The sequence below is a fragment of the Streptomyces sp. cg40 genome (assembly GCF_050320165.1).
Lineage (GTDB): Bacteria > Actinomycetota > Actinomycetes > Streptomycetales > Streptomycetaceae > Streptomyces > Streptomyces hokutonensis.
The window spans coordinates 10,396,640-10,408,239 of sequence record NZ_CP190128.1; the positions used below are offsets into that span (position 1 = coordinate 10,396,640).

Genomic DNA, 11,600 nt, shown 5'->3' on the forward strand with positions numbered 1-11,600 from the left:
ACTCAAGCGTTACTATTGAGTTATTGACTCTGCGTGTTCCTGCGGATCAGATTCTTTACGTCTGAGTAAGGGTTTGAAGTCCCTGAGAATCTCGATTTGAGGGTGTGAATCCTGTGGACGTGGTTCCCTGGCCGGAGGAATTTGCGGAGCGGTATCGGCGGGCCGGTCACTGGCAGGGACGGCCGCTCGGAGAACTGCTGCGCGAACGGGCACGCGAGCACCCGGACGCCCCCGCCCTGTTCTCCGACGGCCCGCCGTGGAGCCGTGCCGAACTCGACGAACGCGCCGACCGGCTCGCCGCCGGCCTCGTCGGACTGGGGGTGCGCCCCGGGGACCGGGTGGTCGTCCAGCTCCCGAACATCCCCGAGATCCTCTCGCTGCTCCTTGCCCTGTTCCGCCTGGGTGCCCTGCCCGTGCTCGGGCTGCCCGCCTACCGCGCGGCCGAAGCCGTCCACCTCTGCCGCAGCACCGACGCCGTCGCCTACGTCGTGCCCGACACGGACCCGGACACCGGCTTCGACTACCGCCGACTCGCCACCGAGGTAAGGGCGCAGGCCCCCTCGCTGCGCCATGTCCTGGTCGCCGGTGAGCCCGGGCCGTACACCCCCTTGAGCGAGGTCGACGCCGCTCCCCGGCCACTGCCCGCGCCGCTGTCGGGCGATCCGGCGGTGCTGCTGGTGTCCGGCGGTACGACCGGGCTGCCCAAGCTGATCCCGCGCACCCACGACGACTACTTCTACAACCTCCGCGCCAGCGCCGAGGTCTGCGGGCTGCACGAACGCAGCGTCTACCTCGCCGTCCTGCCCATCGGCCACAACTTCCCCCTGGCCTGTCCCGGTGTCCTCGGGGCGCTGCACGCCGGCGGCGCGGTCGCCCTGTGCCCGTCACCGAGCCCGGAGACCGCGTTCGCCGCGATCGAACGGTTCCGGGCGACCGTCACGGCCGTGGTGCCCCCACTTGCCGCGCTCTGGTCCCAGGCCGTCCGCTGGAGCACCGCCGACATCAGCAGCCTCGAACTCCTCCAGGTGGGCGGCGCCCGCCTCTCCCCGGACGCGGCCCGGATCGTCGGCCCCGCCCTCGGCTGCGAACTCCAACAGGTCTTCGGCATGGCGGAGGGCCTGCTCAGCTACACCCGCCGCGGCGACGACCCGGAGACCGTCGCCACCACCCAGGGCTTCCCGCTCAGCCCCGACGACGAGCTGCGCGTCGTCGACGCGACCGACGAGGACGTACCACCGGGCACGGTCGGCAGCCTGCTCACCCGGGGCCCCTACACGCTGCGCGGCTACTACCGCGCCCCCGAGTACAACCTCCGGGCGTTCACCGCGGACGGCTACTACCGCACCGGTGACCTGGTCAGACTCACCGCCGAGGGCCGACTCGTCGTCGAAGGCCGGGAGAAGGACCTGGTGAACCGCGGCGGCGACAAGGTCTCCGCCGACGAACTTCAGAACCATCTGCGCGCCCACCCCGCCGTCCTGGACGCCGCCGTCGTTCCCGTCCCCGACCCCTATCTGGGCGAGCGGACCTGCGCGTGCCTGCTCCTGCGCGACGGCCACGACGAGGCCCCCGACCTGACCGCCTTCCTCCACGGGCGAGGCCTCGCCGCCTACAAGATCCCCGACGTGGTGAGGGTCCTCGACTCCTTCCCGCTGACCAGCGTCGGCAAGGTCGACAAACGCGAACTCGCCCGTGCCGTCGCCCCGAATCCGGACGTGACGGCCCCGGAGCCCCGCCCCGGCGATCCCGGCGCGGGCACCCGCTCCCGGTGATCCCCCGGCGGGTCACCGGCCCCGGCGATCCCGGGGCCGACCCGCCGGGCGATCGCACCGGGCCGACCGATCCGATCACCCTCAACCCCAAGGACGGCCATGACCGAACGGCAGCGCCACCTCGACTTCACCGTGCCGGTTCCGGGCGACCCGATGCTCCTCGCCGCGCGCCTCGCCCGCCACGGACCGTACGAGCGGTACGTCGTCCACGAGCGTGCCGGCGAGTGGTGCTACGCGGCGGGCGCCGAGGCCGAACTCACCCTCCTCCCCGACCGCGTCGAGCTCCGCACGGGCACGGAACACCGCTCGATCCCGTGCGGCGACGAACCACTGCGCCAGGTCCACCGGGCGCTCGCCGGCCTGCCGTTGGACGACTGGCGCGCCTACGGCTGGGCGTCCTTCGAGCTGTCGTACACACTCGCCGGGCAGTTGGAGCAACAGCCCGCCGGGCCGGCCGGGGACGTGCTGATGCATCTCGTCGTGCCCGCGGTGGAGGTACGGGTCAGGTCAGGCCAGGCGCTGATCCGCTGTACCGACCCGGCCATGGTGGACAAGATCCGCCGCCTGTTGGCCGACCCCGACCCGGGTGGCGAACCGGCGCCCGCCCTGCGCGTCGACATCGTCGGCGCCGGCCGGGAGCCGTACCAGGCCGCCGTCTCCGCCGCGGTCTCCGCCATCCGGGGCGGCGAACTGCACAAAGTGGTCCTCTCCCGGACCGTCGACGTCGAGCAGGAGATCGACCTCATCGACACCTATGTCACCGGACGCCGGGCCAACAACCCGGCCCGTTCCTTCCTGATGCGCCTCGGCGGCATCGAGGCCGCCGGGTTCAGCCCGGAGACCGTGGTCGAGGTCGGCGCGGACGGCTCGGTCTCCACCCAGCCGCTGGCCGGCACCCGGGCGCTGAGCGGAGACGTCACCCAGGACGAACGGCTGCGCCTCGAACTGCTCGCGGACGCCAAAGAGGTGTACGAGCACGCGATATCCGTGCAGGTGGCCTGGAACGAGATGACGGCGGTGTGCGCGCCGGACTCCGTCAGGGTCGAGGAACTGATGCAGGTGAAACAGCGCGGCAGCGTCCAGCACCTGGCCTCCCGTGTCACCGGCCGGCTCGCCGACCTGACCGAAGGGCCCTGGCCCGCCCTGGCCGCCGTCTTCCCGGCCGTCACCGCGTCCGGCGTGCCCAAGACGGCCGCCTACGACCTGATCCGCCGTCACGAGTCCGAGCCCCGGGGCCTGTACAGCGGTGCGGTCCTGATGGTCGGCAGCGCGGGAGACCTGGACGCGGCCCTGGTCCTGCGCACCGTCTACCGCAGCGGCGGCCGCACCTGGCTGCGCGCCGGGGCGGGCATCGTCGGGGAGTCGCGCCCGGAGCGCGAGTTCGAGGAGACCTGCGAGAAACTGCGCAGCGTGTCACGCCATCTCGTACCGGCCGACGGCACGCGCGACACTCCTGCCGCGACCACCTGACGCGGGGGAGTCGCCCAAGGCCGGGCGGCGGAGCGTTGTCGTACACTCCCCGCATGCCTACGACCCCCAGCCGCCCCGCGCAGGCCAGTGCGGCGCGGACGGCGGGCGGCGCGCCGGGAGCCCCGCGCAGGCGTGCCGACGCGGAGCGGAGCATCGTCTCGATCGTCGCCGCCGGTCTTGAGTGCTTCCGCGAGGATCCCCAGGCGAGCATGACCGCCGTCGCGCGCGCCGCGGGAGTCAGCCGGGTGACGCTCTACTCGCACTTCCCCTCGCGCGAGGCGCTGTTCGAAGCGGTGCTCGCCTACTCGGTCAACGAGGCGGACAAGGCCCTGGAGGCCCAGGAGTTGGACGATGGCCCCGCCGACGAGGCGATGGCCCGCATGGTGCAGTCCTGCTGGCGGATCCTCGACCAGCACTCCTTCCTGGTGACCGCCTCCGAGGGCCTCGTCGGCGAGCCGCGCCGGCGCCGGCAGCACCGGGCGGTGCTGGACCGCGTCGACCGCCTGATCGCCCGCGGACAGGAGGAGGGCGTCTTCCGCACCGACCTGCCCCGGACCTGGCTGGTCACCGTCTTCTACAGCCTGCTGCACACCGCGAGCGGGGAGACCGGGGCCCGGCGGCTGCGGGCCGGAGAAGCGGCGTCCGTGCTGGAGCGCACCCTGCTCGCCGCGCTGCGCAGGTGAACCCGCGCCGCGACCCGTCGCTATCATCGCTTGGCACGGTTCGGGAGGTCGGGCGATGTGGAATCTGGGCAGTCTGGAGGCCGAGGTGATGGACCTGGTCTGGTCCGCCACCGAACCGGTGTCCGTCCGTGAGGTGACCGGACGGATCAACGCCTCCCGGGCTCAACCCCTCGCGTACACCACGGTGATGACGACGATGTTCAAGCTCTTCCGCAAGGGCTGGCTGGAGCGCGACAAACGCGGCAAGCAGTTCGTCTACACCCCGGTCGAGGCGCGGGACGCCTGTGTCGCCCGGCTCATGACACAGGTCCTGGGGAGCAGCACCGACCCCGAGGTGGCGTTGCTGCACTTCGTCGAAGGGCTCGGCACGGAGCGGTCCACGGCACTGCGGTCCGCGCTGCACCGGCTGCCGGAGGCGGACGAGCCCGAGGCCGGTCGTCCGTAACCTCCACGGCTGTCACCGCGAAGCCCCGGTCAACACCCGCCTGTCCACGCCCAGACGGTGATCAGGGGGAGCGGACCGATGGCCGCGAGGAAGCCGGCCGTGGCCGTCATCGCCTGCCAGGACCTGGGCGTGGGGATGCGGACCAGCCGGTGGATGCGTTCGTGGATCCGGCCGTCGTCCGGCCACTGCGCGGTCGGCGCGCTCGTCGTCGCGGCCAGGACGCGCAGGGCTCCGACCACGACATCGGAACGGCAGTGCCGTGACGCGCGGTCGTCCGCGGCCAGTTCGACGAGCCGGGCGACGGCGGGGCGGGCCAGCCCGAACAGTGGCACGTGCGGGAACGCGCGGGCGAGAGACGTGGTCACGGCCGTCAACAGGTGGTGGCGGCCCAGCAGATGGGCCCGTTCGTGCTCGACGACGGCGGCCCCCTCGCTCGGCGTGAGCCGGCTGAGCGCGCCGGAGGTGATCACCACCCGGCCGCCCCCGGTGGGCACGCAGTACGCGGCCGGAGCAGCGTGCTCCAGGACCAGGGCCGCCAGCCCCGGAATCGGCCGGGCCAGCACGTCGAGCGCAGCGACATGCCCGCGCCAGCCCCTGCGCAGCCGCCGTAGCGCGGACCCGGCGACGGCGGTTGCGTGCAGCACGGCGGCGGCTCCCCACACCGTCGCCGCCAGGCAGACGATCGCGACGAGCCGGCTCAGGGCGGGGGAGGAGAGCGGCTCCACACAGCACCGCAGCACGGCGCCGCCCGCCGAATGCCGCAGCACATGACGTGCCGTCATCAGTACGGCGGCGACCGCGGCGGCCGACACCGTCGCCACCAGCACCATCCACACCGCCAACGCCGAACGGGGAAAGCGCGACGGCCACGCCGCCCGGGACAGCGGCCGCGGCACCCCGGCGGCACACACGACGAGACAGCCGATCAGCAGCGCGAAGCGGGTCATTGCTCGGTACCTTCGATAGGGGCGGTGCTCGTTCAGCGGCTACGGCGGTCACCGGTGTCCGTGGGCCAGCGTATCGGCCGGAATGCGCGAACTCCCTTCCTGCGAAGCCCTGTTGGGGCGCATGCGTCCGCTTCCGCGAGCCCGACCCTGCTCCGCGTCGCCTATCCGCCCTGTGTGCGCAGCTGATGCTCGTAGGCGAAGATCACGACCTGCACCCGGTCGCGGAGCTGCAGTTTGGTGAGGATGCGGGTGATGTGGGTCTTGACGGTGGCCTCGGTGAGGAAGAGGCGTTCCGCGATCTCGGCGTTCGAGAGGCCGGCGGCGATGAGGTGGAACACCTCACGTTCGCGGGCCGTCAGGTGGGCGAAGCGCGCGCCCGCGTCGTCGGCGCGGGGCCAGGGCGCGATCTGGGCGAAGCGGTCGACGAGACCGCGGGTGATGCGCGGGGTGAGGACGGCGTCGCCGGAGGCCACGGCCCGGATCGCCGCTTGCAGTACGGCCGGGACGACGTCCTTGAGGAGGAATCCGCAGGCTCCGGCGCGGAGGCCCTCGAAGGCGTACTCGTCGAGGTCGAAGGTGGTGAGGATGAGCACGCGCGAGGCCGTGCCGGAGGTGATGCGGCGGGTCGCCTCGATGCCGTCCATGACCGGCATCCGTACGTCCATGAGCACCACGTCCGGCAGGGTGCGCCGCGCGAGCTCGACCGCCTCCGCGCCGTCGGCGCTCTCGCCGACGACGGTGATGCCCGGCATCGTGTCGAGGAGACTGCGGAAGGCCATCCGGACGAGCGCCTGGTCGTCGGCGAGCAGGACCGAGATCGTCATCGCGGTTCCCCCAGTTTCAGTTCACCGGAGACGGTCCAGCCGGAGCCGGTCGGCCCCGCCCGGAGATCACCGTCGAACATCGCGACCCGTTCCCGCATCCCGGTCAGCCCGTTGCCGGTGCGTGCCCCGGCTCCGCTTCCGGGGGTCGGTCTGCCGTCGTCGGTGACGCTGAAGCCGACCACGTCACCGCCGCAGTGCAGGACGACGTCCACCGTCGACGCGTTCCGGGCGTGCTTGACGACGTTCGTGAGCGACTCCTGGAGGATCCGGTAGACCGTCGTCTGCGCCTCCGCGCTCAGGGTCTCCGGGCTGCCGGTCTCGGTCAGCCGGACGTCCAGGCCGGTGCCGCGGGTCTCGTCCATCAGGGCCTTGAGCGAGCCGAGGTCCGGCTGCGGCGCCCGTTCGCCGCCGTCGTCGGCCCGCAGGACGCCGAGGAGCCGGCGCATTCCGGCGAGCGACTGCCGGCCGGTCGACGCCGCCTGGAGCATCTTCCCGCGGGCGCCCTCCGGATCGGTCGCCGTGGTCGCGGCGGCTGCTTCGGAGAGGGCTACGACGACGACCAGGCCGTGGGCGACGATGTCGTGCATCTCCCGCGCGATCCGGGTGCGTTCGGCCGCCGCGGCGAGCTGCGCCTGCTGGGCGCGCTCCTGTTCCAGGCGCTCGGCACGGTCCTCGATGGAGGCGAGGTAGCGGCGCTGCGCCCGCACGGTCGTACCGAGGAAGAACGCCGCGGCGCCCAGCCCGCTGAGGATGACGAAGGCGTCGTTGACGCTCGCGGCCGGGGCGAAGCGCACCGAGACCAGGACGACGCCGAGCTCGACGGCCGCGGCGGCGCCGAGCGAGTGCCGCAGACCGCGGCGGGCGGCGACCGTGTACAGCGCGACCAACACCGCGAACTCGGAGAACGAGACCGTCCCGAGCGCCCAGGTCGCCATCGACACGGTCCAGCAGAACCAGAACACGGCGACCGGAGCGCGGCGGCGCAGCAGGAGGGGGCAGATCACCGCAATCGCCAGCACCCAGTCCAGCGCCCCGGACCGGTTGTAGAGCAGCTCGTGCGCCGCGGCGACGGCGCACAGGACCGGCGGCCCGAGGAGCAGGACGAGTGACAGCGACGGGCGGTCCCGCGGCAGTCGGCGCGTCGGCTGGAGGTGCTTCACCCTGCCGACATTACGGAAGGGCGGCCCCGGGGGCGTCAATCGAAGGTCTTACATCCGCCGGAAAGTGGCCACCATTGTCGGATGTGCCGGTGCCCGTGGCGCTTTTAGCCTCGCGAAATGAGAACACCAGCAGCCACCACAGCCATGAAGGTTCCGGAGATCACGCTCATCTTCTGGATAGCGAAACTGTGCACCACCGGTTTCGGTGAGTCCTTCTCGGACTACGTCTTCTTCAACGACTACATCGGACAGCATCTGGCCATGCTCATGGGCCTCGGTCTGCTCCTCGCGTGTCTTGCCGTGCAGATCACCACCACGAAATACATTCCGTGGGTCTACTGGCTCGCGGTGACGGCGGTGAGCATTTTCGGCACGATGTCGGCGGACTTCCTGAACAAGGACCTGGGGATGCCGCTCTACGCCTCCACGCTGATGCTGGTGGTGGTGCAGATCGCCGTCTTCGCCGCCTGGTACGCGACACAGCGAACCCTGGACGTGCACAGCATCGACAACCGTCTGCGGGAGCTCTTCTACTGGCTGACCGTCCTGTGCACCTTCGCCCTGGGAACGGCCGCGGGCGATTTCGCGGCCGTGACCCTGGGACTCGGCACCCTGGCCTCGTCCTTCGTCTTCCTGGGAATAATTCTGATTCCGGCGGCCGGATATCGCTGGTTCCGTCTCAACGAAGTCCTGGCTTTCTGGTTCGCCTACACCATCACCCGCCCCCTGGGAGCCTCCATAGCGGACTGGCTTTCCGTACCCGCTCCTTATGGGGACGGACTGCAATTGGGGACCGGTCCCATCAGCCTCGTCCTCGGAATTCTCCTCGCGGGAGTCGTCACGCTGATCGGGTCACGACACCGCCGAACCGCCTCGGAAGGCGAACCCGCGCGCTCCCACCCCGCCGGGACCCGTCAGAGCTCCAGGCGGTAGCCGTACCCCCGCAGGGTGGTGATGCGCGGCAGGGTGCAGGCGTGGGCCGAGGCGTCGGCGGCCTCGGTGAGGCGGCGGCGCAGGCCGGCCATGGTGACATCGAGGGTCTTGGTGGAGCCGAACCAGTTCTCGTCCCAGACCTCGGCCATCAGGGTCTCGCGGGAGACCGCCTCGCCCGGGTGCTGGGCGAGGACGGCGAGCAGGTCGAACTCCTTTGGGCGGAGCGGTACTTCCTCGTCGCGGAGGGTGCAGCGGCGGGCGGACATGTCGATGACGAGGTCGGCCAGGTGGACGGGTTCCGGCGGCGGTGCGGCGACGACGCGGCGGCGAAGGTGGGCGCGGAGCCGGGCGAGCAGCACGGAGAGGCTGAACGGTTTGACGAGGTAGTCGTCGGCTCCGGCGTCCAGCCCGGCGATCACGTCGATGTCGTCAGTGCGGGCGGTGAGGACGACGATCAGCAGGTCGGGGTGGCGGGCGCGCAGGGCGCGGGCGACGTCGAGGCCGTCCATGTCGGGCAGCCCCAGGTCGAGCAGCAGGACGTCGTACGGGGACCGCGCGGCCTCGGCCAGCGCGGTGGCGCCGGTGCGGCTCCAGGTGGGCGCGTAGTCGTTGCCGCGCAGGCCGTTGTGCAGGTGCCGGCCGATGGTGTCGTCGTCCTCGACGACCAGGACGCGCGGGCGGCTGCGGTAGGCGGCGGCGGGCGTGCGCATGGGCGACAGCCTAGATGATCTATTCCAAGGGGTTAGTGGTCGTAGGCTGTCAGTGAGCGTAGGGCGGGCTGTCCGGTGTGGTCGTTGTGCCCGATCGCGGCGGTGAGCGCGAGGATGCGCTGCATGACGCGGGCGATGACACTGCTGGGTGTGCGCCCTCGGTGCTGTTCGAGATCGAGTCGACCCTTGAAGGTCTCGTTGACCGACTCGATGACCTGCCGCAACGGCCTGAACAGGGGTGCTCCGGGCCGTTCCGGCTCGTCTTTGCGGGTCGGCCGCAGCAGCCGGATGTCCTGCTCGGCCAGTTCGTGTTCGAAGCCCCGGCCGAAGTAGTTCTTATCTCCGATCAGCGTCTGGCCGGGCCGGGCGGTGACAAGTTCCGGTTCGGCGGCGAGGAGGTTCAGCTGGGTCTCGCGCTCGTCGGCCTTGGCCCCGGTCAGGGAGAAGGCGACGGGCAGGCCCTGAAGGGTGCACATCAGGTGCAGTCGCAGGCCCCAGAAGAAGCGGCTGTGGCTGGCGCAGTAGCCGTACTCGGCCCATCCGGCCAGGTCGGAACGTTTGACGGTCTCGCGGGAGCGGCCGCGTTCCACCGGCGTGGAGTCCACGATCCACACGTCGTCGCTCCACACGGAGGTGTCGGCGGTCAGCAGTCGGGTGACGCGCCGCAGCAGACCGGCGGCCTTTCGCAGCCGCTTGTTGCAGCCGGGCTGCTTGGGCAGGTACGGGAACAGATGTCGCAGGTGGGAGCGGGCGTGCCGGAGCCACCTGGCCTCGGAGGTGAAGCCGAGCATGGCCTGCATCATCGCCAGGGTCACCAGCTCGGCGTCGCTGAGCTGCGGCGCAATGCCCACGGCCGGACGCCATGGCCCGAACTGCGGCGAACTACGGTGTCAGCACGATCCTGCCGAAGACCTCGCCCGCGTCCATTTTCTGGTGCGCCAGTACGGCTGCGTCCAGTGGCAGCACCTCGTGCACCACTGTTTCGATCTCGCCCCGGCTCGCTGCGGCGAACTGCTCGCTCCGCACGGCACGCCGTTCGGCTGTGGTGACGGTGGCTGCGCTGAAAGCGGCGAAGGACATCGACTTCTGGAACGCCGCAATGATCTTCGTGCCGAAGTCCGCCGGTGGCTGGCCTGCGACGGCGCCCACGGCCACCATGCGGCCGTTCGGGTTGAGCCGGTCGAAGAACGACGGCATGTCCTTGCCGGCCACCACGTCGATGATGACGTCATAGCCTGCGGGAGATGGTTCCCGTCCGTCGCCGGAGCGGTCCAGCACGTGGGTCGCGCCGAGGCGTCGCAGTTGCTCGCCGCGCTCGGCCGAGGAGGTGGTGACCGCCACTGCGGCGGCGCCGCCGCGCGCGGCGAGTTGCACTGTCATGATCCCGATGCTGCCGGCCGCGCCACGCACCAGGACCGTCTCCCCGGGAGCGAAGTGGGCGTGGCGGAGCCCGAAGTGGGCCACCACGCCGGAGCTGCCGAGTGTCACCGCATCGACTGCGGACAGTTTCACGGGCAGGGGAACGATCTCCTCGACCGGCGCGAGGGCCTGTTCGGTGTAGCCTCCGCCGGTGCCGGTGAAGGCCCACACCCGCCGGCCGATCCACGACGTGTCGACGCCGTCGCCGACCGCGGTCACGGTGCCCGCCACCTCGCCGCCCGGGATGTGGCCCTCCTTGAAGCCGTAGGCGGCCAGGGCCCCGCTTCTGATCACGGTGTCGACACCACCGACGCCCGCCGCCTCGATGGCTATCAGTACCTGCCCGGCAGCAGGTGCGGGTACCGGCAGGTCGACAACGGTCAGACCGTCAGGACTTCCGAATGTCTGGATCGAGATTGCCTTCAACGTGGTCTCCAGGTTCTCGGACCGCTCAAGCGCGAGAGCTTCTACGTCTCGGACGGTAACGGACGCCCCCGTCCGTTTAGGTAAAGTGAGAGTGGTGACCGACCGTTTGCCTCATACCCTGCGTTCCGACGCGATGGACAACCGCGAACGCATCCTCGGCGCGGCCCGAGCGCTGTTCTCCACCGATGGCCTGGACGTGCCGATGCGGGAGGTCGCGCGGCGTGCCGGGGTGGGACCTGCCACCTTGTACCGTCGCTTCCCGACCAAGCAGATGCTGGTCGCCGAGGCCTTCGCGGACCAGCTGAATGCATGTCGCGCCATTGTCGACGAGGGGTGCGCCGATCCTGATCCGTGGCGTGGCCTGTGCCTGGTGATCGAGAGGATCTGTGAGCTGCACGCACGCGATCGGGGCTTCACCGAAGCCTTCCTGTCGACCTACCCGGAGGTGAAGGATGTCGCCGCAGGCCGTGAGTACACGGTGAAAGCAGTCGCCGAACTGGCTCAGCGAGCCAAGGAGGCGGGGCACCTGCGGTCCGACTTCGTCCTGGACGACCTGATTCTCATACTCATGGCCAACAAGGGGATCCACGCCACATCGACCGCCAGCCAGGTCAAGGCTTCCCGACGCTTCGCAGGGTTGGCGATCCAGGCGTTCGAAGCCTGCCCTCAGCACGCACCACTACCACCAGCGGCACGGCTGGCATCCGCAGCACCGGACAGCACCTGACCGTGGGCGAGCGGTATTTACGCTCGACGCACGAACCACTGAACCCCTTGGAATAGTTCATCTAGGAGCGGGCGGTCCACTTGT

11 protein-coding genes and 1 pseudogene are annotated in these 11,600 nt (G+C 70.7%); 6 read left to right on the top strand and 6 right to left on the bottom strand.

Features of this window, described 5'->3' with window-relative positions:
* The first annotated feature begins 119 nt into the window (after window positions 1–119).
* From ACQHII_RS46795 to ACQHII_RS46810, 4 genes are all read left to right on the top strand, one after another.
* A complete protein-coding gene (locus tag ACQHII_RS46795; protein WP_427925028.1) occupies window positions 120–1,772 on the top strand; it encodes a (2,3-dihydroxybenzoyl)adenylate synthase in 1,653 nt (550 codons plus the stop codon).
* A 99-nt stretch (window positions 1,773–1,871) separates the two neighbouring features.
* On the top strand, window positions 1,872–3,242 hold the full coding sequence (locus ACQHII_RS46800; RefSeq protein WP_427925029.1) for a salicylate synthase: 1,371 nt from the start codon (window positions 1,872–1,874) through the stop codon (window positions 3,240–3,242).
* A 53-nt stretch (window positions 3,243–3,295) separates the two neighbouring features.
* Entirely contained in the window at window positions 3,296–3,925 is a 630-nt protein-coding gene (locus tag ACQHII_RS46805; RefSeq protein WP_427925030.1) for a TetR/AcrR family transcriptional regulator, read from the top strand.
* Window positions 3,926–3,980: 55 nt separating this feature from the next.
* On the top strand, window positions 3,981–4,370 hold the full coding sequence (locus ACQHII_RS46810) for a BlaI/MecI/CopY family transcriptional regulator (RefSeq protein ID WP_427925031.1): 390 nt from the start codon (window positions 3,981–3,983) through the stop codon (window positions 4,368–4,370).
* Window positions 4,371–4,399: 29 nt separating this feature from the next.
* On the opposite strand, the gene ACQHII_RS46815 is transcribed toward ACQHII_RS46810, so the two are convergent.
* The 3 genes from ACQHII_RS46815 to ACQHII_RS46825 form a co-directional block, all read right to left on the bottom strand.
* Entirely contained in the window at window positions 4,400–5,317 is a 918-nt protein-coding gene (locus ACQHII_RS46815) for a M56 family metallopeptidase (RefSeq protein WP_427925032.1), read from the bottom strand.
* A 161-nt stretch (window positions 5,318–5,478) separates the two neighbouring features.
* Complete coding sequence (locus tag ACQHII_RS46820; protein ID WP_427925033.1) at window positions 5,479–6,141, bottom strand: response regulator; 663 nt, start codon at window positions 6,139–6,141, stop codon at window positions 5,479–5,481.
* Window positions 6,138–7,301, bottom strand: a complete 1,164-nt coding sequence (locus ACQHII_RS46825) for a sensor histidine kinase (protein WP_427925034.1) — start codon at window positions 7,299–7,301, stop codon at window positions 6,138–6,140. Before ACQHII_RS46825 ends, ACQHII_RS46820 begins: the two co-directional genes overlap by 4 nt.
* A 117-nt stretch (window positions 7,302–7,418) precedes the next feature.
* Here ACQHII_RS46825 and ACQHII_RS46830 point away from each other — a divergent pair, with 117 nt between their 5' ends.
* Entirely contained in the window at window positions 7,419–8,234 is an 816-nt protein-coding gene (locus tag ACQHII_RS46830) for a hypothetical protein (RefSeq protein ID WP_427925035.1), read from the top strand.
* Here the strand turns inward: ACQHII_RS46830 and ACQHII_RS46835 are convergent.
* The 3 genes and pseudogenes from ACQHII_RS46835 to ACQHII_RS46845 all read right to left on the bottom strand — a co-directional run bounded on the left by ACQHII_RS46835 (window position 8,216) and on the right by ACQHII_RS46845 (window position 10,789).
* Window positions 8,216–8,944 (bottom strand): response regulator transcription factor, encoded by a 729-nt coding sequence (locus ACQHII_RS46835; protein WP_427925036.1) that lies wholly within the window; start codon window positions 8,942–8,944, stop codon window positions 8,216–8,218. The two genes, ACQHII_RS46830 and ACQHII_RS46835, sit on opposite strands and share 19 nt — an antisense overlap.
* Before the next feature lie 32 nt (window positions 8,945–8,976).
* A pseudogene (locus ACQHII_RS46840) lies at window positions 8,977–9,825 on the bottom strand (IS982 family transposase); the annotation flags it as partial.
* Window position 9,826: 1 nt separating this feature from the next.
* On the bottom strand, window positions 9,827–10,789 hold the full coding sequence (locus ACQHII_RS46845) for a zinc-dependent alcohol dehydrogenase family protein (protein ID WP_427925037.1): 963 nt from the start codon (window positions 10,787–10,789) through the stop codon (window positions 9,827–9,829).
* Window positions 10,790–10,883: 94 nt separating this feature from the next.
* Between ACQHII_RS46845 and ACQHII_RS46850 the strand changes: the two genes are divergently transcribed.
* Entirely contained in the window at window positions 10,884–11,516 is a 633-nt protein-coding gene (locus ACQHII_RS46850; protein WP_427925038.1) for a TetR/AcrR family transcriptional regulator, read from the top strand.
* Window positions 11,517–11,600 lie beyond the last annotated feature (84 nt).

What these genes read in the sequence shown, in the direction of transcription:
- ACQHII_RS46805 (WP_427925030.1), top strand. Translation starts at nt 3,296, where the DNA reads ATGCCTACGACCCCCAGCCGCCCCGCGCAGGCCAGTGCGGCGCGGACG.
- ACQHII_RS46820 (WP_427925033.1), bottom strand. Translation starts at nt 6,141, where the DNA reads ATGACGATCTCGGTCCTGCTCGCCGACGACCAGGCGCTCGTCCGGATG.
- ACQHII_RS46830 (WP_427925035.1), top strand. Translation starts at nt 7,419, where the DNA reads ATGAGAACACCAGCAGCCACCACAGCCATGAAGGTTCCGGAGATCACG.
- ACQHII_RS46835 (WP_427925036.1), bottom strand. Translation starts at nt 8,944, where the DNA reads ATGCGCACGCCCGCCGCCGCCTACCGCAGCCGCCCGCGCGTCCTGGTC.
- ACQHII_RS46800 (WP_427925029.1), top strand. Translation starts at nt 1,872, where the DNA reads ATGACCGAACGGCAGCGCCACCTCGACTTCACCGTGCCGGTTCCGGGC.
- ACQHII_RS46815 (WP_427925032.1), bottom strand. Translation starts at nt 5,317, where the DNA reads ATGACCCGCTTCGCGCTGCTGATCGGCTGTCTCGTCGTGTGTGCCGCC.
- ACQHII_RS46810 (WP_427925031.1), top strand. Translation starts at nt 3,981, where the DNA reads ATGTGGAATCTGGGCAGTCTGGAGGCCGAGGTGATGGACCTGGTCTGG.